This window comes from Flaviflexus huanghaiensis (assembly GCF_014118685.1).
GTDB lineage: Bacteria > Actinomycetota > Actinomycetes > Actinomycetales > Actinomycetaceae > Flaviflexus > Flaviflexus huanghaiensis.
In genome coordinates this window covers 1-22,274 of the sequence record NZ_JACFAK010000001.1, presented here as the reverse complement: position 1 = coordinate 22,274, position 22,274 = coordinate 1, and the positions used below count along the sequence as shown (strand labels likewise).

Here is a 22,274-nt window from a genome sequence, read left to right as displayed (position 1 = left end):
CAAGGTTAGGGGATGTTGAGCCATCCGTTAGGCTCACAGCCTCGCAGGTCGAGAGTCTGTTGCATCATGACCGGCGCCAGTCCGTCCTCACAGGAGTCTTCATGCCCGTGGCCGAGGTAATGGCCTGCCTCGTGGTTGAGGAGGTAGGCGCGATAGTCATCGAGGGTGCCACCCGCGTCGAGGAACTCCTCCGTTGCCGCCGCCCACCGGTCGACGTTGAGGACGAGTTCGTCGCCGATCCGGCATGACGTGTAACCGTTTGTGTTGAGCGGAGCACACAACTCATCGACAGTCCCCGGCGTCGCGAGGCGAACAGTCAGGTCCGCAGCGTCAACGACGACAGGCTCGAAGCCGACTGAGCCATCGCCTCCCCAGCCCCGTTCGTCGTTCAATGTCTCGAGGACAATCTCGGCGAAAGCATCCGTGTCGACCATCACGTCCTTCTCTGTCAGCACTGCAGTACCGATCATCCGCTCCCTATCGGGGGCGTCATGATCAACCTGCGCTTCGTCGAATTCACCAGAGCCCTCACGTGGCTGATCCTCACGGTGAAGACCGCCGAGGCTCTCACCCTCCTTCGACGCTGCACCGATCCCGTCATCGACGACAGCCAATCCGGCCGCCGCTAGCAAAGATGGGATCACAATAAGATAACGGACCATGCAGCGATCGTAGGCAGTACTGCCGGTGCCCCGTCAAGGCATCCGTCCAGCGGCCACTCAGCGTTCGACGGCCGCGCAGCTCGATGCCGAGAAGCAGGGCGCTGAGAGGTGCGCGAACTGTACGACCGGTTGTCAGTGCCGGTCACGCTCGGCAACGGCAAGGCGATCAGCCTGCTCATTGCCTGCGTCACCGTCATGGCCGCGGACCCAGTCGATACGTGTCTTGGCTGTGCGCTTCTCGTATTCCTCGAGCAGCGCGGCAACGAGCTCCTGGTTGGCAACGGGCTTACCGTCTGCCTTCTTCCACCCCTTCCGCCGCCACGTCGGACCCCACTTCGTCACGACGTTGATAACGTACTGGGAGTCGGCGCGGATGAGGAGGCTCTTGTCACGGTCCGCATATCTCAGCGCCTCGAGCATGGCCGTGAGTTCCATGATGTTGTTCGTCGTTCGATGCGACCCGCCTGACCCGGCCTGTCCCGTCAGCTCGTCAACCCACGCCCAGCCACCTGGACCCGGATTGCCCGAACACGCACCATCGGTCGCAATGACCTGTTCAAAGCCGTAAAGATCTGCCCCCGGCACGTGCGGACCGGTCCTGTTAGTCGGCGGATTGGATGGCACGTCAGCGGGCGCGCTTTTCGCGCGGGAACGTGCCCGCTCAATCGGGGAGACATCCTCCTCGTCGAATAGCGGCTCGGCCGAGTACTCGACCGGTGCCGCGGTCTTCTCCAGCCCTGTCGCTGAGAGAAGCGCATAAACGTCCTCGTGCCAAAGTCCAGCACCGTGCGCGTAGTCACTTGCCTCGACCGCCAAATCGTGGCGTAGCGCCATTGGGGACGGTGCTGACCCGGTGCCAATGAGGCCGAGCCTGCCCAGGTGGCGGACCACCGTTTGCGGATCGGTGCCGCAGGCAAGGGCAATATCTGCGGCGGTGAGCCACTCACTGGATTCCATACGAACTAGGCTACCCGAGCATGACGAAGCGCCCGCCACTCGGGCGGGCGCTTCGACTGCTGTCTACTCTGGGACGACGTCGACCGTCGTCATGACGGAGACGTCGGAGTGGAGACGGATTTCCACCCGGTAGGTTCCGACAGACTTGATCGGGTTCGCGACCATGACCTTGCGGCGGTCGATGACCTCTCCAGTCTGCTCCTGCGCAGCCTGGGCAATATCGGCCGCGGTGACAGCGCCGAAGAGGCGACCGGAGTTGCCGGTGCGGACCGTGATGGTCAGCGTCATCTCCTCGAGCTTGTCACGCAGGGTCTGGGCATCCTCAACCGAGGCGATGTCGCGCTTGCGGCGAGCAATCTCCATCTGGTCAATCTGCTTCTGAGCGCCCTTCGTCCAGCGGGTGGCGTAGCCGCGGGGGATAAGGAAGTTACGGGCGTACCCGTCCTTCACCTCGACGACATCGCCGGGCTGGCCGAGACGGTCGACCTCATGGGTCAGAATAAGCTTTGCCATGATGACCTCCTAGCGGCTGCTGCTCGTGTACGGAAGCAGTGCCATCTCACGGGCGTTCTTGATGGCCCGAGCGATGAGTCGCTGCTGCTGGACGGACACACCGGTCACCCGGCGGGCACGGATCTTGCCCCGGTCCGAAATGAACTTCCGCAGGGTTGCGGTGTCCTTGTAGTCAATGTTGTCGACCTTCGTCACCTTGACGGGGCCGAGCTTCTTCTTCGGCTTGCGAAGGTTTGGCTTCGCCATGATTGATCTCCTCGATTACGCGCTGACGCGCAGAAAGTTAGTTAGAACGGTGGGGCATCGTCGAACTTGGAGCCCGCCGGGCCATCGGCCCACGGGTCGTTCGTCGAGCCGCCGGAAGGGCCGTCGTACGAGACATTGCCGCCACGGTTTCCTCCGCCGTAGCCGCCGCCGAAACCGCCTCCACCGCCGCCGGAGCGCTGGGTCTTCTGGACCTGCGCCGTCGCGTAGCGGAGAGAGGGGCCGATCTCGTCAACCTGCATCTCAATAGAGGTGCGTCGCTGGCCCTCGTGTTCGTAGGACCGGACCTGGAGCTTTCCTGTCACGACAACTCGCGCGCCCTTCGTGAGCGACTGGGCGACGTTCTCGCCGTACTCACGCCAGACAGAGCAACGGACGAACATCGGTTCACCGTCTTCCCACTGCTGGGTCTGCTTGTTGAGAGTGCGCGGGGTCGACGCCACCGTGAAGCTCGCTACCGGGATTCCGGAACTCACGTAACGGAGCTCCGGGTCGGCGGTGAGGTTGCCGACGATGGTGATAATCGGTTCGCCTGCCATGATTCAGTCCTTACTGGCCTTGCTCAGTCGTTCTTGCGCAGCAGCTTGGTGCGCATGATGGATTCGTTCAGACCCAGCTGGCGATCAAGCTCCTGCGCAGTAGCGCTCGTAGCCTTCAGCTCGACGACGACGTAAACGCCTTCGGTCTTCTTGTGGATCTCGTACGCAAGGCGACGCTTGCCCCAGATGTCCACGTTGTCAATCGAGCCACCGTCGTCGATAACGACTTTCAGTAGCTTCTCCAACGCGGGCGCGAGGTTGCGTTCGTCAACTTCCGGATCGAGGATGATCATCAGTTCATACTGACGCTGATCCATACCCACCTCCTCTGGTCTCAACGGCCACGGTCTTTCCGTGGCAGGAGGGTATCTGTGTCAATGAAGACACCCGATCACCCTACAGGTTGTCGCTTCAAAATGTCATAACTCTGCGGGCGTTCACCGTGTGCCGTTCCGCACCTGGCGGCGCCGCATTGGTATTCGGCGGTGTCGGCCTCGAACCGTCGCCGGGCCGCCCCGGCCGGTCGTCACCCTGGCCAGGAGGCGCCGTCGGCGTCTGAGTTGGCGGGGCTGGCGTCGGTGATGGTGACGGCTCTGGTTCGGTCGTTGGCGCCGGAGTCGTTGGTTCCTCGGTCGGCTCCTCCGTCGTCGGCTCCTCCGTCGTCGGTTCCTCGGTGGGTTCCTCCGTCGTCGGTTCCTCGGTGGGTTCCTCCGTCGTCGGTTCCTCCGTCGGCTCCTCGGTCGTCGGCTCTTCCGTCGGTGTTGGGATGCCGGTTGGCTCAGGGATCTTCGGCTCAGGGAAGTTCTCCACCGGCATGTCCCGCGTCGCCTCCATCATGAAGTCGAGCCAGATTTGCGCGGGATAACCGCCACCCTGGATGGCGTAGGCCCCGCCAAACGGGGTGAGCGACTCCTCTTCACCGTTCGGCCCGATCTGATACATGTCAACGACCGTGACAAGTTGCGGAACGTAGCCAGCGAACCAGGCTGAGACAAGGAACGACGATGTGCCGGTTTTGCCTGCGACCGGCCGGCCCAACTGCGAAATCTGTGGGGCTGTGCCGTTGGGTGCAACGACCTGTTCTAGTGCATATGTGAGCTGGGCGGTGTCAGCCGATTCGAACGCCCGATCGCCGGACGTATCTCCCCGGTAGGTGACGTCACCCTCGACGTTACGAACTTCGCGGACGATATGAGGAGTTGTGCGAACACCCTGCGCCGCGAATCTCGAATATGCTCCCGCCATCTCTTTCGCCGTTGGCGAGGCCGAGCCGAGCACGTTCGACAAGGTGTCATCGAGACCGGGAATGGATTCGGGGATTCCGGCGCGGATGGCGACATCCTTCGTCGCGGAAGGTCCGACCTGTTCGTTCAGCCGGATGTAGACCGTGTTGACGGAGTTCGCCGTCGCCTCGAGAAGGTTGATCTGGCCAAGGCCGCGTTGCTGGAAATTCTCGAACTCGAGGTCGCCAACCCGATAGGGCGACGACGAGTCGTATGTCTCGTTGAGGCTAATGCCGTCTTCGATGCCGGCCATGAGCGCGAACGGCTTGAACGTCGAGCCAGCCTGCGCCCGATCCTGAGTTGCGTTGTTGCGTGAGCGTTCGAGGTAGTCCTCGCCGCCAAACATCGCACGGATCTCACCGTTCTCCGGGTCGACCGAGATGAGTCCAACGTAGTTGTTGTCCGGGCGGTCCTCAGGAAGGTTCGCAACCGCATCCACAGCGTCCTGCTGCATATCAGGGTCGATCGTTGTCACGATGTCGAGACCAAGCGTGTCCAGCTCATCCTCCGTGTACGCCTCGGACCGCACGAGCTCCCTGCGAACCTCGTCGAGGATGTGGCCCGTTGGGCCTGCGAACTGGTTCTGGCTCGCCCGTTCGACGACGTCCGGGAACCGGGCCTCCGCTGCCTGCTGGGAGGTGATCCAGCCGTCTTCCGTCATGCGCCGAATGACGCGCTCCCAGCGAGCCATGGCCGTATCGGGGTCGATAGCGGGATCCCAGCGCGACGGGGAGGGAATGACGGCGACAAGGAGGGCGGCCTGGTCGAGTGTCAGATCAGCCGCGTCGACATCGAAGTACGCTTGGGCGGCCTCCTGAATGCCGTACGTGCCGCGACCGAAGTAGATCGTGTTGAGGTAGTTCTCGAGGATCTCGTCCTTCGACTGCTCCTGATCGATCTTGAGTGCGAGCACAGCTTCGCGGAGCTTGCCAGGAATGTCGGTCGTCGTCCCCATGTAGTACCGCTCGACGTACTGCTGCGTAAGGGTCGAGCCGCCCTGGCGGGGCCGGCCGCGCAGGTTGTTGATAGCGGCGCGTGCGGTGCCACGGATATCGACGCCAGCGTTCTCGTAGAAGCGCTGATCCTCCGATGCGACAACGGCATGCGGAACGAAGTCGGGAAGCGAGTCGAGGGAGACCGACGTCCGCTGCACGTCTGCGAACGTGCCGAGCTTAGTCTCGCCGTCGGCGTAGTAAATGTCGGTCGACTGAGCGAGAGCGAAGTCATCTGGCTCGGGCACGTCGGTCGTCGCGTAAAGGTAGGCAAACGCTCCGACCCCGATGGCGATGACGATGAGGATGGAGCCGAGGATGAACCGCCAGGACGGGAGCCAGCGCCGGATCGGGCCCCTGCCCCTGCGGGGGTAGTTCCACAGCGGTTTGCGTGTGCTCTGCGCTCTGCCCGTTTGTGCGGCGCTCGTTCGCTTTCCTGCCATGCGCCCGATTATTCCCTACGGGAGAAGCGTCTGCGCATAATCCTGCGCTGTGTCACTTTTTCCGGCTTAGCACCGGAGCCCTTCATTCCTCTCGTGGCGCGGGCCACGACGGTCGGTAGCCGGCCCCTCATGTGGGGTGACGAGTACGTGACATCGTACCGTCCGGAGTCGAGCTTCCGCTTCGCCTCGCCTTCCGAGATAAGGAATGCGTCCAACCATCTCGTCGACGTCGACGAGTCGACGAGGATCGCTTTGAAAAAGAGCGTGAGCGGGACCGCGAGGAGAGCGCCGAGCGGGCCGATGACGATACCCCACACCATGAGCGAGAGGAATGTGACCGTCACCGATAGTCCGACCGCGTCGGCCGTGAACTTTGGTTGGATGAGGGACTGGATGACGAAGTTGATGAGCGAATACGCGACAACCACCCACAGCATGAGCTGCCAACCGCCTTCGAGCAGTCCGATAAGAGCGGGCGGAAACACACCGAGGATGAAGCCGATGTTCGGAATGTAGTTCGTGACGAAGGCGATGACCGCCCACGCAAGCGCAAGAGGAATGCCGAGAGCCTCGAGGGCGATCCAATCGAACACAGCGACGATGGCGCCGAAGATCGTCGACACAAGCCAGTACTGACGCACCCTCCCTTCGAAACCCGACAGAGCCTCATGTAGTTCAGGTGCCGCTCTCTCAACGATCCGGGAACGCGAATCCATCGTCATCGTGTCGATAACGATAAAGAAGATTGAGAGCGCGGTAACGGCAACGAAGCCACTAAAGCCCGATATCTGGTTGATGAGGGTGCCAACCGTTGACATGACCGTGTTGAGGTCGAGCTGTGCGAGGAGCGTGTCAAACGCCGACACGTCGTACCCCTGCTCCTGGAGGAACTGGTTGTTCTCCAGGAAGTTAGCGACGTCGTTCACCATCCGGGTGAAGCTGTACTGGTAGGAGGCAATGACATCCGGCAGCGGGAGGAACGCGAGCACGGTGAGGCCGATAACGAGCGACAGAGTGAGGACAAGAACGAGAATCGACGCGATCGCGGAAACCCACTTCGGTACCCCCTTGCGGACCATCCGCCGGTGAATCGGACGAATCGTCAGCACGAGCGTGAGGGCAAGGAAGGCCGGGGCGAGGATCGAGGCAAACCTGCTGAGCCCCCATAAGCCAACCGTCATAAACGCCCCGACAATAAGGATCCACGCACCGGAGGGAATCGGGCTCCCCCCGCTCTGGCGGAGAACGACGTCGCCGACCTCAGGCTTCTGACTGTCGGGCTCGGCTACATGAGACGCTGACGCGTCCGGGGACGCCGAGCTCGGCGCGGTCGATTCCGTCTCGTCTTTCGTCACGGGAGCCACCCTTCTCTTCCAGATCTGAGATTACAGCCACAGCGGACCATTCTCAGTACGTGGGTCGTCGTGGCACGGCCGGCTTCGACGTCTAGCTGGACGTCACCGGACGCGGCGTGCCGCTAATTTTCGTTGTCGCATAGGAATACCAGGCGGCGAGGATCAGATAGAGGGCGACAAGCGCGGCGAAACTGATTCGCGACCAGCCCGTGTCCGGGAGGATGAGTGCGGCAAGCGCAGCTGCGCCGACGAAGGCGGCGTTGTACATCATGTCGTACAGGGCAAAGGCTCTGCCCCGAAAGCCGTCGACAACGTCCCTTTGCACAATCGTGTCGACAGCGATTTTCGCTCCCTGGACGCCAAGTCCCATCAGGGCTGCCGCGACCGCGATCCACGGCAGGCCGGGTGTGGCGATGAGGATGGCCTGGGACAGGGTGGAGATGCCGAGGCACATGACGATCCACTGCCATGGCTGGAGGCGCTCGTGCGCGATGGGGGTAAGGATGATGGCGGACCCGTTGCCGGCAAGCGATATCCCCGCGAGCAGTGCAAACATGGCGAGTCCCGCATCCGGATCAGCCGGGTCCGAGAGCAGGTTGCGGGAGATTAGAAGCAAGGCAATGAAGTTGACGCCGTAGAGGAATCGGTGGGCAGCCATGACGACGAGGGCGTGGCCGGGGGTGCCGCGTTGAGCAAGGTAGCGAGCCCCGCGCCACAGCTCCTCAAACACTGCCATGACCTGGGATCCGAGCGGAACCTCGGCCGGCTCGTCCGGGCCAAGCTCACGGTGACCGAGCCGCGAGGCAGCCCAAACAGCCGCGAGGAGAAGGAGCGCCGCGGCGACCAGTGCCGACGCGTCCCGCACGGAACCTTCGGGGGTGAGCCTGTTGAGGATAAAGCCCAGCACTGCACCAACAACTGTCGCGACCGCACCGATTGTCGGGACGATCGAGTTTGCCATGATGAGTTGCGGGCGGGGTACGACGTGCGGCAAACCCGCGGAGAGGGCCGACAGGAGGAAACGATTGATACCGAGGGTACTGAGCGCGAGGACAGAGATGGGAATGAAGCCGGCTCCAGTGAACATGAGCACCGCGAGGATGACGCAGAGAACGGCCCTGATGGCGTTACCCCAGAAAAGGACCGCCTGACGGCTCCACCGGTCGAGGAGTGGACCCACGAATGGTCCGACGATGGTGAACGGTAATAGAAGGACTGTGAACGCGGCCGCCACACCAGCTGCCGTTGTCATCGTTGTCGGATTGAAGAAGTAAAGGGTGGCAAGACCGACCTGGAACATGCCGTCTCCCGACTGGGAAATGAGCCGAACACGGAAAAGCCGCCGAAAGCCGTCGTGGACGAGAAGGGTCTTAAGGTCGGCCAGGACCGCCACTACAGGTTCTCCTCCGCCCACTGCCTGAGATACCTCTCGGCCTCTTCGGCCTCGAGTGGGCCGTGCTCCATCCGCAGATCGAGGAGGTGTTTGCGAGCCCTGCCGACGGCCGGCCCCGGCTCCAGGCCAAGGATCTCCATGATTTGACTCCCGTCAAGGTCCGGCCGAACAGATGCAAGCTCCTCCTTTTCAGCGAGCTTCGCAATCCTGCCCTCCAGATCGTCGTACGCGGCCTGGAGCCGCATAGCCTTGCGCTGGTTGCGAGTTGTGGAGTCGGCGCGGGTGAGCCGATGGAGACGCTCCAGTAGCGGACCCGCGTCGTTGACGTAGCGGCGAACAGCCGAGTCCGTCCACGTCGCATCACCGTAACCATGAAAACGCTGATGCAGCTCAACGAGCCTGGAGACGTCCTTGATCGTCTGTTTGTCGAACCGCAACGCCTGCATGCGGCGGCGCGTCATCTTCGCGCCGACAATATCGTGCTGGTGGAACGTCACCTTCCCTCCCGGGCCGAAACGTCGGGTCGGTGGCTTGCCGATATCGTGCATGAGGGCTGCGAAGCGAAGCACAAAATCCGGTGCCGGGACCGGGCCGTCCTCATCCGTCTCCAGCTGGATCGCCTGGTCGACGACGGTCAGAGTGTGCTCGTACACGTCCTTGTGTCGGCCGTGCTCATCGACGGTTGTCTTCAGGGCGGCGACTTCAGGCAGGACGAGCTCGGCCACACCCGTGTACTCCATGAGCTCAATTCCCCTCCGAGGGTGCGGGGACACCATGAGCCTCTCGAGCTCCGACCGGATCCGCTCCGCCGAAACGATCTCCAGGCGGTCAGCCAGCTCCGCCATCGCTGACATCGTCGCCTCGTCGACATCAAAGCCGAGCTGGGCCGTGAATCGGGCGGCCCTCATGATCCGAAGAGGATCGTCGCTGAAGGAGATATGTGGGTCGATAGGAGTACGCAGGAGCCCGTCGACAATGTCTTGCAGGCCGCCGCACGGATCGACTAACTCGAGGGAAGGTAGCCGCACCGCCATCGCGTTGACCGTAAAGTCCCGGCGTGTGAGATCCCCCTCAAGGGTGTCGCCAAAGGCAACCTGAGGCTTGCGGGAGTCCGGATCGTATTCATCCGAGCGATAGGTCGTAACCTCGACCGTGACGCCCTGGTAAGAGGCACCGATTGTGCCGAACTCTCTCCCGATGTCCCACGTCGACGCGCCCGCCTCGTTGAGCAATGCCAGGGTCTCGTCCGGCCGTGCGGACGTCGTGAAGTCCATGTCGTTTGCGGGGATGCCGAGGAAGGCGTCGCGCACCGGTCCGCCGACGAGCGCAAACTCGTGACCGGCAGCCGTAAAACGCTGAGATAGCCGCATAACTGCGGCGGGTAGCTCGGCGAGGGCCGCTTGTGCGGCCCCGAGACGGCGTGCGGTTTCCTGAGTGCTGGACACCTTCGGTCACGTCCTTACGTGGGGCAGGGCCACGCCGGTGACGTGCCTGCTGGGATAGACTTGCGCGAACATTATTACAGTTAAGAGTATGCCGATGCCGGACCCGATTCCTCGACCGCGCGGCCCACAGCCGTGGCGCCGTGCGGTTCCAGCGACCCGAATCGGCTCCCGACGCTCCTATCTTCCCGTCGTCAACGAGACCTCGGCGGGCGGCATTGTCGTCAAACCCGTCGATGGCATCGCTTGGGTCGCCGTCATCGCTCGCCGAAACCGTGCTGGTCGACTCGAATGGTGCCTGCCCAAGGGCCATCTCGAAGGTGAGGAGACCGCCGAAGAGGCCGCGGTACGGGAGATCCACGAGGAAACCGGCATCCTTGGCCAGATCCTCACGCACCTTGCGACAATCGACTACTGGTTCTCCGGGACGGACAGACGGGTGCATAAGGTTGTCCATCACTTCCTTCTCGAAGCCCTCTCCGGAGAGCTGACAACCGAGAATGACCCCGATCAAGAGGCGGAAGACGTGGCGTGGATCCGTCTCGATCACGTTGCTTCCCGTCTCGCCTACCCGAACGAGCGCCGAATCGCCTCTCTCGCTCGTGATGTCTTGACGGGTAAAGCGTGAAGCAGCTCATGGCAGCGGTGAGCGTGGCCGCCATTTTCGGATTCGCGCCACCGGCGGCGGCGCAGTCCAGCGACGCCATCGACATCGAGATCACCGACATTGCCGCCGTCCATCGTCCCGGCGAATCAGTCCCCGTGTCCGTCACTGTGACGAACCCCGGCAGTCGGCTTCGGGATGTGCCGCTCGATCTCACCGTTCAGGCGTCGGTTCCGCTCTACCGCGCGACGTTGTCATCCTGGATTTCGGACGACAGTATGTCGGCGCAGATGCTGACTCTCGATCGGCGAACAGTCGATGTGCCGACAGGCGAGACAACGTTCGATATCGACATACCTGCCGAGGTTCTCACATGGGGCAACACGTCCGTCTCGTGGGGACCGCGAGGCTTCCAGGCGAGTGTCAGCGTCGATGATGAGACGATCATCGACCGAACAATCCTCACAACGGAGCCGTCCTTCGAACTCGAGCCGATGACATTTACGACGATTCTTCCCCTGACGGTCTCCGCCGATGAGCTTGACGAGGTTCCGTCATCACGTCAACGTTACGAGGAGAGCGTCGCTGCCCTGCGCGAGGGAACGCTCGACCCGGAGGGTGAGCTACCGGACCCGATCGGTGATGCCATCCAGTCGGCAACAGAGCGAGTCGTCGATGATATCGGCGCGCTGACAAGCCCCGGCATCACCCTCGCCCTCGATTCTTCTTTCGCCGCTTCCGACTATGGGACGCTCGATGCGACTGCGGACCCTCTCCGAGCCTTCGCCTCGGGCGATGGTCACGAGCTCGTCCTCTTGCCTGCCCTCGATGCGGACCTCGCCGGTTGGGCGAAGACGGGAGCGGATGAATTCTTCAAGCCCCACGTCGAGCAGGTCGAACGCACGCGGGCTGACCTCGACGAGCGCGATGTCCCGGCCCGAACCGATCTGCTCGTTGCTCCAGGACCGCTGACAGACGAGGTCGCCGAGCTCGGGGCGGCGAATGGGGCGGACGTTCTCGCGCTCGAGAACACGGACGTGCCACCCATCGAGCCGCTCAACTGGACCCCGTCCGCACATGCCGTCATCGACGAAACTCCTGCGATCGTCGCGGATGCGGAGCTGTCCCGCCTCCTCGCCGGGGAAGGGAGCATGTCTGACCTCGACCGACGGCAGACCCTCGTCGCCTTGACCGCCGCCCACTACCGCGAGCGCCCCAACGACCACCGGCCTCTCGCCTTCATGCTTCCACGCGGTGCGGACGCGGCCGAGGTGAACGACGTGCTCGAGATTTTGGATGGTGCGGCGTGGCTTGAAGGTGGAACGGCATCCGACATCGAGGAGCTCCCACTCGACCCATTTGACCGGGCAGGGTTGGCGAGCGCCGATCCTGTCAGTGGATCTCGGCTGGAACAAGCGGTGGCGAGCATCCGTGAGGCCGAGATCTTCATCGCGACGATCGGTGATCTCACGGTCCGTCCGGACATGTTCCGAGACGCAGTCGCGGCGACGGTCCAAGTCGCTGGTTCGGCGGCGCTCACACCGCAGGATCTCGACTCGAGGGTCGAGGAACTCGAGACCTTGGCGGCATCACTATCGGCCCAGCTCGCCGTCCAGCCCTCATCGACTGTCAACCTCATCTCCCGCGCCTCGGAGTTCCCCGTCCACGTCACATCCGGTCTGCCCGTCCCGATCTCGGTCGCGGTTGAGATGCGGAGCGACGATCGCAGGCTGGAGTTCGAGCCCGTGTCGACGGTCCTTCAGCCGAATACGACAAAGACAGTCGGCGTACCCGTGCGGGCAATCGGATCCGGCAACATCAGCACCCGGGTCGATATCGTCGGTCCGGTCGGCCAGGTCATCGGCACCGGCACCGAGATCAACATCCGGGTTCGTGCGGACTGGGAGAACATGGGCACCGCAATCATCGCGGGAGCTTTCCTTATCATTCTTATCGTTGGTGTTGTCCGCTCCGCTCGACGCGGTACCCGCACCCCGCCCGTCAGCGAGCCGGGCGCTCTCGAATCGGAGGAGTAGGCAGTGGCCGGCAATATTGCCCGCAGTTCTGCGGTGATGTTCGCGGGTACTCTCGTCTCGCGCATCCTGGGACTTGTCCGCTCCCCGTTGCTGTTTGCCATCGTCGTCGGTCTCAACTATCCGGCGGGCAACGCCTTCGACGTTGCGAACAAGCTCCCCACCCTCATCTACATGCTGGTTGCAGGCGGCGTCGTCAACGCCGTTCTCGTGCCAGCGATCGTTCGCGCCTCGAGCCGCCATAATGACGGCGGGACGGCCTACATCAATAAGCTTGTGACGCTCGGGGTTGTCGTGCTCGGGGCGATCACGGCCGTCCTCACTCTCGCCTCCCCCCTGCTCGTCACACTCTTTGCATCCGGCCTGCGAGGCGAGTGGTATCAGCTCGCCGTTGCCTTCGCGTACTGGTGCGTGCCCCAGGTGTTCTTTTACGGCATGTACACGCTACTCGGTCAGATCCTCAATGCCCGCGAGAACTTCGGCCCCTACATGTGGGCGCCTGTTCTCAACAACATCGTCGCCATTGGCGGAATGCTCGCCCTCCTCGGCCTCTATGGCCCGACGAGCCCCGAGACCGCACTCGACGCGTCGGTGTGGGATGGCACGCGGATCGCGATCCTGGGCGGCAGCGCCACGCTCGGGATCGTTGCACAGGCCGCGATCCTTCTCGTGCCGCTGTATCGGATGGGAGTGCGGCTGAAGCCGGATTTCTCGTTCCGTGGAGCCGGTCTCCGCTCAGTGGCACAGTCGGGCGGCTGGGTCCTTGCCTCGATGGGTGCGGGCATGATCCCGACGCTTCTCATCTCAAACGTTGCCTCGGTTGCCTCCCAGCGAGCATCGACGATGGACCCGCTGGACGCACTCGGCGTACCTGGCAACGCTGCTTACACAACCGCCTACAGCCTCTACTCGTTGCCGACTTCCCTCGTTGTCGTCTCGATCGTCACCGCGATCTTCACCCGGATGGCACAGAAGGCAACGAGCGGAAACATGGCGGGTGTCCGCGACGACACGTCGCGCGCCCTTCGGGTCGTTGCTGTCTTCACGTTCCTCGCCACCGCCCTCATCGCCGTTCTCGCCACCTCCGCTATCCGCGTCGTCAGCCCCGGATCGACGTGGCAAGAGGTCTCATCGATCGGCCCCGTTCTCCTGACGATGTCACTCGGACTCGTTGGTGTTGGCTCTTTCACCGTGCTCCAGAGGGTGTACTACGCGCTGGAGGACGCCAAGGGCCTGTTCTTCATCCAGATCCCATTCTTTATTCTCCACGCCGCCCTCATCCTTTCCGCGCTCCTCCTACCACCGCGTTTCATTGTCGTGGGCGTCGGGTTGTCGATGGCGATCACGAACACTGCGACGTTCCTTGCGGCTTTGCTCCAGCTCCGTCGCCGGCTCGGCCGGATCGACGGTCGGACGATCCTCTCTTCCTTCAGCCGGCTCGCCGCTGCTGCTCTCATCGCCACTGTCGCCGGCTTCGCCGTCCTTCGACTCTTCGGACCTGTGATGGCGGAGTTCACGTTCTCAGAGGCGGTGCTGAGAATCATCGTCATCACCCCAATCGTCACCGCCATCTATCTGGGGATCATGTGGCTGGGTGGAATGCCGGAGCTCACGGTGCTCATGCGGCCCCTGCTGGGCGTGTTGCGGCGCCTACGGCCGTCATCACAAGACACTACACTGGATCGAAGTGAGAGATCCTCGACCGACGGAGTAAATGTGTCCTTGAACCTCGAACCAGGACGACGGCTGCGCGATCGCTACGAACTCGTCGACCATATGGAGTCGACTGGCGGCATGGAAGTCTGGAACGGCGTCGATACCGTGCTCGGTGCGGACGTTCGCCTCATGGTCCTTCCCACCGATCATCCTGACCGTGAGGCGATCGTCGACGCGGCACGCCGCGGCGTCCTTGTCGATGATGTCCGCCTTATCAAGCTTCTGTCGATCTTCGATATTCCAGGCGCCTCGGTCATCGTCTCCGAGCTTCCGACCGGGACGAGGATGGCGGATTATATTGCGGCAGGACCAGTCCCCGAAGACCAGGCCCGCGCCATCGTCGGCGAAACAGCTGGCGCAATCCAGGCAGGAGTGCGCCGCGGAGTCCGTCATCTCACTCTTCGCGCGGAGCTCGTCCGTCTCGACTCTGAGGGCTCGGTCTTCGTCGACGGTCTCGGAATCGATGCGGCCTTCGCAGGACAGCATGCTGCTGACCTCGACCCGGAGGGGCTTGACCGCAGGGACGCCGAGAATCTCGCGGTCCTCCTCGCTTCCCTCATTCTCGGTGAGACGGCCCGGGATGGGGAGACCACTGATTTCCTCCAACGAGCCGCAGACGCGAGCACCTCCGAGGAGGTCTCTACTCTTCTGGCTGATGTGAGCCGTGGCGACGGTCCGACCTCGACGAGCGGTGTTATCCGAGCACTTGCGCCGTGGGGCACGATCAATTCGGCCAGCATGCCGGATCTCGAGCCGACGAGAGCAATGACGGCTGTCACGGACCCGTTCGCGGAACCCGTGCGGCCCGCAATGACGGCGGCGAGCCCCATCCCGCCGCGTCCTGCGTTGACCGTCTGGCCGCAGCGCACCCCGGAGTCGCCGGCTGAGCCGCCAGCGTGGACTGCTCGTCCCGCGGAACAGGTGGATGACGTTCGCTCCGATCGGACCTCGAACATTCTTATCGCCGTCATCGCCGTCCTCGTCGTCGTCATCGGAGTCCTTGCACTGCGGTACCTTATGAGCGATACGAGTCCCGTCACGATCGCGGACGATGAGACAACGGCCGCTGTCGACGAAGAGACCGACGGAGAAGAGTCAACGCCTGCCGACGAGCCGACGACAGAGGAGGCGGTCGACTATCCAGAGCCACAGATCGAGTCGGTGACCCTCCTCAACCCACAGGCCGCGCAGCTCGATCCGGCGACCGTCGACGCTCAGGACAACCCTGGCTCGATCCCAAATCTGTACGACGGCAACCCGGCCACCTCCTGGTCGTCCTGGTGGTATTCAGATCCGGAATTCTGGCTGAAGGACGGCATCGGCCTCGAGATTACGCTGACTGAGGAAACTGAGATCACGGACGTCGTGCTCAACGTTGATGGCAGTGGCGGATTGGTCCAGTGGCGGGATACCGTCAATGCGGCTCCCGACTCTGGTCAGGTTCTTGCGGAGTCCGCCATGTCCGCCGAAACGGTGCTGACAGCGGCTGAGCCGATCGTCTCGCAGACGGTCATTCTATGGTTCACCGAGTTGCCGGTCGCCAATTCAGACGGACTGTTCCGAATCGACATCTCTGAAATAACTGTTCGCTGAAGAGGAATCAATGACTGAGATCCACGACATCATCATTGTCGGATCCGGCCCCGCCGGATACACCGCCGCCATTTACACAGCACGTGCGGGACTCAAACCCCTCGTGCTGGCTGGCGCAATCGACGCCGGTGGAGCACTGATGACGACTACCGAAGTCGAGAACTTCCCCGGCTTCCCCGAGGGCATCCAAGGCCCCGCCCTCATGGAGAATATGAGGGAGCAGGCTGAACGCTTCGGCGCTGATGTTCGCTTCGAAGATGCCACCGAGCTCAAGCTCGAGGGTGACATCAAGGAGATCACGACCGACACGAGTGATTACCGAGCGAAGGCGGTCATTCTCGCGCTCGGAAGCGAGTACCGGAAACTCGGCCTTGAGGGTGAAACCATTTACTCAGGCAAGGGCGTCTCCTGGTGCGCCACGTGTGACGGCTTCTTCTTCAGGGGCCAGGAAATCGCCGTTGTCGGTGGCGGCGACTCGGCCGTGACCGAGGCTCTTTTCCTCAAGAAGTTCGCCTCGAAGGTGACAGTTATCCACCGCCGCGACGAGTTGCGTGCCTCGAAGGTCATGGCCGACCGTTTGCTTGCGGCCGACCAGGTTGAGATGGCGTGGAATAGCGCTGTCACGAAGATTAACGGCACTCCGGATGGTCGCCTCAAATCGGTTACCTTAACCGACACACATTCGGGCGAGCAGCGAGAGCTCCCGGTCGGTGGTCTCTTTATCGCCATTGGGCACGACCCCCGCACAGCTCTCGTCAAGGACCAGCTTGACGTCGACGTCAACGGTTACATCACCGTCGATCATCCGACGACCGCAACATCGCTCCCCGGCGTTTTCGCCTGTGGTGATGTGGTTGACCACCGCTACCGCCAGGCCATTACAGCGGCCGGAACTGGATGCTCGGCAGCTCTCGATGCCGAAAAATATCTTGATGAGCTGTGAAGCACTGTTCTTCACTGCACCCTGGTGCGATCCCTGCCATCAGGCCGCCCCGATCTTCTCTGAGGTGACGCGGGAGCTCGGCCTTGATGCGTCGATCGTCGATGCAGATCTGACCCCGAACCTCGCCGACAGGTTCGGGGTCGAATCTCTCCCAACGGTCGTCGTCGTCTGTGACGGAGAGGTTCGCGATAGTCTTACTGGGACCAGACCCAAGGCCGACCTTCGGAGCTTCCTCCGCAACTCGGTCCGCGCGGTGTCCCCAACCGGAACCACAGGGGTGGCAGACTAGAACAGGTCCAGTAGAGGAGTAACAATGGCACATCCGACCGAGAACACCACGGGATCGGCACGCGCCTCTGCTGGCAACCGACTCGACCCGTGGTACGCGTCGTATGCGGACCGTTCCCTGGGAATGCGGGCCTCCGAAGTGCGCAGCCTGTTCGCCGTCGCTAACCGACCAGAAGTCGTCTCCCTCGCCGGCGGCATGCCAAATATCGAAGGGCTCCCGCTGGACTTTTTGGCTGAGATGACGGCGCGTCTCCTACGTGATCGCGGCCCTAAGTTGCTCCAATACGGCGGCGGGCAAGGCGAGGAAGAAATCCGAACCCAAATCGTCGAGGTCATGCGCTACGACGGGATTCATGCCCATCCCGACGACGTCATCGTGACAACCGGATCGCAACAGGCGCTTGACCTCATGACCGAGATTTTCATCAACCCGGGCGACGTCATCATCGCTGAATCGCCGTCATACGTGGGGGCGCTCGGGGTGTTCCGCGCTTATCAGGCGGAAGTTATTCACACGCCCATGGACAATGATGGCCTCATTCCCGCCGCCCTGGAGGAGACTCTTCAGCGGGCCGAGGCTCTCGGCAAACAGGTGAAGTTCCTTTACACCGTGCCGAACTTCCATAACCCTGCTGGCGTGACAATGTCTCTCGAACGTCGTCCGCAGGTCGTCGAAATCTGTCGCCGCCACGGCGTCATTGTCCTTGAGGACAATCCCTACGGTCTTCTCGGCTTCGACTCTGAGCCGTTACCGGCACTGCAGACATTCGATCCGGACGCCGTTGTCTACCTCGGGTCCTTTTCAAAGATCTTTGCACCCGGCTACCGGGTCGGATGGGCGCTGGCCCCTCATGCTGTTACCCAGCGTATGGTCCTCGCCGCAGAGTCAGCGATTCTCTCCCCGAACATGATGGGGCAGTTGTCGATCGCCGAGTACCTGAAATCCTACGACTGGTTCCAGCAGGTTAAGGAATATCGCAGCATGTATCGGGAGCGGCGTGACGCGATGATGGAGTCCCTCGCCGAGTACCTGCCCAGTTCGACGTGGACCGTACCAGACGGTGGCTTCTACACGTGGGTGACGCTTCCCGACGGTCTCGACGCTCACGCCATGCTTCCGCGAGCTGTCACTCATCGTGTTGCTTACGTGTCTGGAACCGCTTTCTATGCCAATGGTGAGGGTAGGGACTATATGCGGTTGTCCTTCTGCTATCCCACGCCCGAGAACATTCGCGAGGGTGTGCGCCGGCTTGGCACCGTTATTGAAGCCGAGAAGGAGCTGGTCAACATGTTCGGTGTCCAGCATCGGACCCCGCCTGGCTCCACTGTCGAATACCCGTCAACCGAGACGATCTGAAGCTGGAGGAGCTATGACCGAACCACGCACCGTCGCAATTCTGGCTGGCGGACTGAACCACGAGCGAGACGTATCGATCCACTCTGGACGTCGCGTTGCTGGGGCTTTGGCCGAGGCGGGATACCACGTCAAGATGCTCGACGTCGATTCAAACCTCCTGCAGCGCCTCGATGCTATTGAACCGGATGTTGTGTGGCCTCTCATTCACGGTTCGACGGGCGAAGACGGCTCCGTGCAAGACCTTCTGGAGCTCATTGGCCTGCCGTATGTTGGATCGGACTCCCACGGCTGCCGACTCGGGTTTCAAAAGCCTGTCGCAAAGGCGATTGTCTCGAACGCCGGGGTGGCGGTCGCCGACTCCACGTCGCTCCCGCAGTCCCTCTTTAGGGAAGTAGGCGCTACCGCGATTCTTGACCTCGTTGCCGCGCGATACGGCTTCCCCGTTGTCATCAAGCCAGCCGCCGGGGGAAGCGCTCTCGGTGTCAGCATCGTTTCGGAGGCGAAGGATCTACCGGGCGCGATGGTCGACAGCTTCGCGTACGGCGATCAGGTGCTGATAGAAAAGTACATTGCTGGCTCAGAGATCGCGGTGTCAGTCGTTGAAGTAGAGCGCGGCATGCCCTTTGCCTTGCCCCCTGTCGAGATCGTGACGAACGGTCGCTACGATTACGATGCTCGCTACAACGCAGGGCGCTCCGAGTACTTTGTTCCCGCTCGGCTATCTGATGATCTGCTCAATGCGTGTATGGAGGCTGCTCTGACCGCCCACCGCACACTCCACCTGCGCCACATTTCCCGCACCGACCTCATCGTCGACTCGCAGGGAATCCCGTGGTTCATCGACGTCAATTCGGCACCGGGCATGACACAGACCTCGCTACTTCCGCAGGCGGTCGTGCGGTATGCGGAGGAAAACGGAACGGCCCCGACCGATCTGTATGCGCAGATCGTCGAGGCCGCACTCGCTTTCTGAGTCGATCAGTCTATTCCGCCTCGGGGACCCTCTCGACTGGTAGGGAGAGGACGTCGAGAATCCGGTTGAGATCGTCAATGGAACCGAAGTCGACCGTCATTGTACCCTTGCGTGCTCCTAGTCTGATTTTGACACGGGTATCGAGCCTGTTTGACAGGTCTTCTGACAGTCGTTGTAGCTGTGGTGCTGCCTGGCGCTCAGATGTTCTGCCGCCTCCCCGCGTGCGCGGCTCGTCCCCCAGCGCCACAATCTCCTCAACCGCGCGTACCGACAGCCCCTCTGCGACAATCCTCTGGGCGATCCGCTCCATCGCGGCGGGATCCGTTAGACCCAAGAGGGCGCGAGCGTGTCCGGCAGAAAGCACTCCAGCGGCAACGCGGCGTTGAACAAGCGGAGGTAGCTTGAGCAGTCGTAGCGTATTGGAAATTTGCGGACGTGAGCGTGCAATGCGACGTGAGAGTTCCTCCTGCGTGCAGCCAAATTCTTCAAGAAGTTGCTGGTAAGCAGAAGCCTCTTCGAGCGGATTCAGATCCACTCGATGGAGGTTCTCCAACAGGGCATCTCGTAGTAAGTCGTCGTCCGATGTGTCACGGACAATTGCAGGGATCGTTGTCAACCCTGCTCGAGCAGAAGCGCGCCACCGCCGCTCACCCATGATGAGCTCGTAATCGTGCTCGCTCGTTTGACGAACGACAATCGGTTGGAGGAGTCCGACTTCAGCTATCGACTGTGCAAGTTCTGCGAGTTCGTCTTCGTCGAACACAGTGCGCGGTTGTTTTGTGTTGGCAACAATCGCACCGATAGGAATGTTCGTGAAGACTGCCCCCGGCACTGGCACGAGCTGTGGAGGCTCTTCTGGCGAAGCGGACGTGAGCGCAATTTGCTCTTGCGTGTGTGCCGATTCGGGCACAGACAATTCTTCCACGGCGGCGAGAGGACCCTCTCCGAAGAATACGTCGATAGCCTGCTTCTTTGGTGCTTCACCTGAGGTATCTTGCTGAGCCGGAAAGAGCGCCGATATCCCCTTTCCAAGGCTTTTCCGTGCCGGGGTTTTGCGTCGCTCCGTCATTACTTTCCTCCCTGCTTCGCGATCTCGAGCGCGGCCTGTTCGTACGCGATAGCACCGGGTGAGGACGGGTCATAAGTGATGACCGTCTGCTCGAAACTCGGCGCCTCAGAAATCCTCACTGAGCGTGGAATCTTTGTGTTCAACGTCGTTTCTGGGAAGTGCTCACGTACGTCTTGCGCCACCTCATTCGCAAGATTAGTTCGCCGGTCAAACATCGTAAGCAATATAGTTGATATCTCAAGTATGTTGTTGTAAGAATTCTTAACCAGCTGAACATTGTTAAGAAGCTGGCTGAGTCCCTCGAGCGCGTAATACTCGCTTTGAATAGGGATGAGCACCTCATTAGCCGCCACCATGGCATTGATCGTCAGGAGACCCAGGCTGGGAGGACAGTCAATTAGGACATAATCGAGCCGGGGCTCATCGTGTTCAGTGGCCGTGCGGAGATATTCATCCAGGGGCGCTTCAAGCTTGCTTTCCCGGTTCTCGACACCGACGAGTTCAATCTCAGCCCCAGACAGCTCGATCGTTGCTGGCACGACGGATAACATCGGACCTTCAGCACTCTGCTGTACAACCTCCCGAATCGACATATCACCGAGCAGCACATCATAAACAGACGCAATCTCCGAATGATGCTCGATCCCGAGCGCTGTGGACGCGTTGCCCTGAGGGTCTGAGTCGATAACCATGACATTAAGACCGTGCTTGGCGAGCGCGGCAGCGATGTTGACGGCTGTCGTTGTTTTTCCAACGCCTCCTTTTTGGTTGGTTACCGCCATAATTCGGGTGTGCGCAGGCTTCGGGAACTCCGCTTCCATGAGTCGTTGGCGTGCACTTTTGGTTTGCGCGAGTTCAGAGGCGATTGGCGAACCAACGCTTCCGGTAGCGATCGTGTCATAAAATGTTGTCGACTTCGTTGCCTGCACCTGCAACTTCTTGTTTCGGGGATCCGCCATTCGAACTCCTGTAATCTTCTTCTGTCATGATTCTATGGGTCTTCGATAATTTCGCGGCGAGGTGGACCCGCGTTTCACGTGAAACACGATGCATCTCTCGCTGTGCATGCGTAGGCAAATTTTTCACGTGAAACATGACGAGACGAAATGTTTAGTCGAACGAGTTTCAACCTGCGAATTTGGTTTTCTGTTGCAGTCACCAACCGTGCGCTGCACGAGTGGCTCTGCTCGTCGTCGCTACGACCTTCTTTCGGGCTACCAGGATTCATAACTCGGTGTGAGATCTCCGCGCCGATGTTTCACGTGAAACATCGCTGCAAGACAGACGCCCTCATGTAGATCACGCATTCTCGGCTTACGTCTACTTTCATCATTGTGCTAGCCGGTGCAACGACAGCTTGAGGCACATACCGGATCCGGGTTTCAAATAGACAATGACGTCTTGTACACGAGAACAGCTGGAATGACGGTATTTCAATGTGTTCGTCACAATTGCTTGGCGCACTATCCGACCGTGACTTTGCGCATGCTCTCGACGAATGTGTAGCGCTGGACCGATCGGCATAGCGGTAGGCGACTTCTACAACAACCGTCGCCTCAATATTCTCGATCACTGGGGTGATCGATCAATTGCCCAAACCAAGATAGAGGCCGACTAACCTCGCCGGCACCGCCTGCTGCAACCCTCTCGTAAATCTTCATTAGACGCAGTCCCGTTGAATCTGTTCCTCTTTCAGAGCTGTCATCTCGGCTGTCCAAAGTAAGCACGGGTGGATTCAACCGGTCAGCGCAACAGTGCTTCAAGCCTATCGGCTGGGGTATCAAAACTGAGTGTCTTACGCGGTCGTGAGTTCAACCGTGCCGCCACTTTGTTGAGGTCGTCCTGGGTGAGATCT

Annotated in this window: 19 protein-coding genes; 7 read left to right on the top strand and 12 right to left on the bottom strand. The window is 61.3% G+C overall.

The annotated features are described in order from the left end of the window. Window positions 1-5 precede the first annotated feature (5 nt). The 10 genes from H7E91_RS00095 to H7E91_RS00050 all read right to left on the bottom strand — a co-directional run bounded on the left by H7E91_RS00095 (window position 6) and on the right by H7E91_RS00050 (window position 9,846). Window positions 6-662, bottom strand: coding sequence for a DUF3152 domain-containing protein (locus H7E91_RS00095; RefSeq protein WP_182353039.1), 657 nt, complete (start codon window positions 660-662; stop codon window positions 6-8). Window positions 663-794: 132 nt separating this feature from the next. Beyond that, window positions 795-1,619, bottom strand: coding sequence for a ribonuclease H family protein (locus H7E91_RS00090; RefSeq protein ID WP_182353038.1), 825 nt, complete (start codon window positions 1,617-1,619; stop codon window positions 795-797). Window positions 1,620-1,682: 63 nt separating this feature from the next. Beyond that, complete coding sequence (gene rplI / locus H7E91_RS00085; protein ID WP_182353037.1) at window positions 1,683-2,132, bottom strand: 50S ribosomal protein L9; 450 nt, start codon at window positions 2,130-2,132, stop codon at window positions 1,683-1,685. A 9-nt stretch (window positions 2,133-2,141) separates the two neighbouring features. Beyond that, window positions 2,142-2,378 (bottom strand): 30S ribosomal protein S18, encoded by a 237-nt coding sequence (rpsR, locus tag H7E91_RS00080; protein ID WP_126040888.1) that lies wholly within the window; start codon window positions 2,376-2,378, stop codon window positions 2,142-2,144. A 41-nt stretch (window positions 2,379-2,419) separates the two neighbouring features. Then, window positions 2,420-2,935, bottom strand: coding sequence for a single-stranded DNA-binding protein (locus H7E91_RS00075; RefSeq protein WP_182353036.1), 516 nt, complete (start codon window positions 2,933-2,935; stop codon window positions 2,420-2,422). Between the two features lie 23 nt (window positions 2,936-2,958). Next, window positions 2,959-3,252: a 30S ribosomal protein S6 gene (rpsF, locus tag H7E91_RS00070; RefSeq protein ID WP_182353035.1), complete on the bottom strand. Its 294-nt coding sequence runs from the start codon at window positions 3,250-3,252 to the stop codon at window positions 2,959-2,961. A 94-nt stretch (window positions 3,253-3,346) separates the two neighbouring features. After that, a complete protein-coding gene (locus tag H7E91_RS00065; RefSeq protein WP_182353034.1) occupies window positions 3,347-5,653 on the bottom strand; it encodes a transglycosylase domain-containing protein in 2,307 nt (768 codons plus the stop codon). A gap of 8 nt (window positions 5,654-5,661) precedes the next feature. Then, window positions 5,662-7,008 carry an AI-2E family transporter gene (locus tag H7E91_RS00060; RefSeq protein ID WP_182353033.1) on the bottom strand — a complete coding sequence of 449 codons (1,347 nt, stop codon included), beginning with the start codon at window positions 7,006-7,008 and terminating at the stop codon, window positions 5,662-5,664. 91 nt (window positions 7,009-7,099) lie between these two features. Continuing rightward, the gene (locus H7E91_RS00055) at window positions 7,100-8,401 is read right to left on the bottom strand and encodes an MFS transporter (RefSeq protein ID WP_182353032.1); all 1,302 of its coding nucleotides are present in this window, start codon (window positions 8,399-8,401) and stop codon (window positions 7,100-7,102) included. Next, on the bottom strand, window positions 8,401-9,846 hold the full coding sequence (locus H7E91_RS00050; RefSeq protein WP_338401676.1) for a CCA tRNA nucleotidyltransferase: 1,446 nt from the start codon (window positions 9,844-9,846) through the stop codon (window positions 8,401-8,403). Before H7E91_RS00050 ends, H7E91_RS00055 begins: the two co-directional genes overlap by 1 nt. 88 nt (window positions 9,847-9,934) lie before the next feature. On the opposite strand from H7E91_RS00050, the gene H7E91_RS00045 reads away from it, so the two are divergent. Genes H7E91_RS00045 through H7E91_RS00015 form a run of 7 tightly spaced genes read left to right on the top strand, consistent with a single transcriptional unit; the run spans window position 9,935 to window position 19,350 of the window. Then, on the top strand, window positions 9,935-10,471 hold the full coding sequence (locus H7E91_RS00045) for an NUDIX domain-containing protein (protein WP_206680298.1): 537 nt from the start codon (window positions 9,935-9,937) through the stop codon (window positions 10,469-10,471). Continuing rightward, complete coding sequence (locus tag H7E91_RS00040) at window positions 10,468-12,483, top strand: DUF6049 family protein (RefSeq protein WP_182353030.1); 2,016 nt, start codon at window positions 10,468-10,470, stop codon at window positions 12,481-12,483. Before H7E91_RS00045 ends, H7E91_RS00040 begins: the two co-directional genes overlap by 4 nt. Before the next feature lie 3 nt (window positions 12,484-12,486). Beyond that, window positions 12,487-15,789 carry a murein biosynthesis integral membrane protein MurJ gene (gene murJ / locus H7E91_RS00035; protein WP_182353029.1) on the top strand — a complete coding sequence of 1,101 codons (3,303 nt, stop codon included), beginning with the start codon at window positions 12,487-12,489 and terminating at the stop codon, window positions 15,787-15,789. A 10-nt stretch (window positions 15,790-15,799) separates the two neighbouring features. Then, the gene (gene trxB, locus H7E91_RS00030; RefSeq protein ID WP_182353028.1) at window positions 15,800-16,732 is read left to right on the top strand and encodes a thioredoxin-disulfide reductase; all 933 of its coding nucleotides are present in this window, start codon (window positions 15,800-15,802) and stop codon (window positions 16,730-16,732) included. After that, the gene (locus tag H7E91_RS00025; protein WP_182353027.1) at window positions 16,722-17,021 is read left to right on the top strand and encodes a thioredoxin family protein; all 300 of its coding nucleotides are present in this window, start codon (window positions 16,722-16,724) and stop codon (window positions 17,019-17,021) included. The genes trxB and H7E91_RS00025 overlap by 11 nt, the downstream gene beginning before the upstream one ends. A gap of 24 nt (window positions 17,022-17,045) precedes the next feature. After that, window positions 17,046-18,377 (top strand): aminotransferase-like domain-containing protein, encoded by a 1,332-nt coding sequence (locus H7E91_RS00020; RefSeq protein WP_182353026.1) that lies wholly within the window; start codon window positions 17,046-17,048, stop codon window positions 18,375-18,377. A gap of 13 nt (window positions 18,378-18,390) precedes the next feature. Further along, complete coding sequence (locus tag H7E91_RS00015; RefSeq protein WP_182353025.1) at window positions 18,391-19,350, top strand: D-alanine--D-alanine ligase family protein; 960 nt, start codon at window positions 18,391-18,393, stop codon at window positions 19,348-19,350. Between the two features lie 10 nt (window positions 19,351-19,360). Here the strand turns inward: H7E91_RS00015 and H7E91_RS00010 are convergent, their stop codons facing one another. Both H7E91_RS00010 and H7E91_RS00005 read right to left on the bottom strand, forming a co-directional pair. Then, entirely contained in the window at window positions 19,361-20,419 is a 1,059-nt protein-coding gene (locus H7E91_RS00010; protein WP_182353024.1) for a ParB/RepB/Spo0J family partition protein, read from the bottom strand. Beyond that, entirely contained in the window at window positions 20,419-21,378 is a 960-nt protein-coding gene (locus tag H7E91_RS00005) for a ParA family protein (protein WP_277814752.1), read from the bottom strand. Before H7E91_RS00005 ends, H7E91_RS00010 begins: the two co-directional genes overlap by 1 nt. Window positions 21,379-22,274 lie beyond the last annotated feature (896 nt).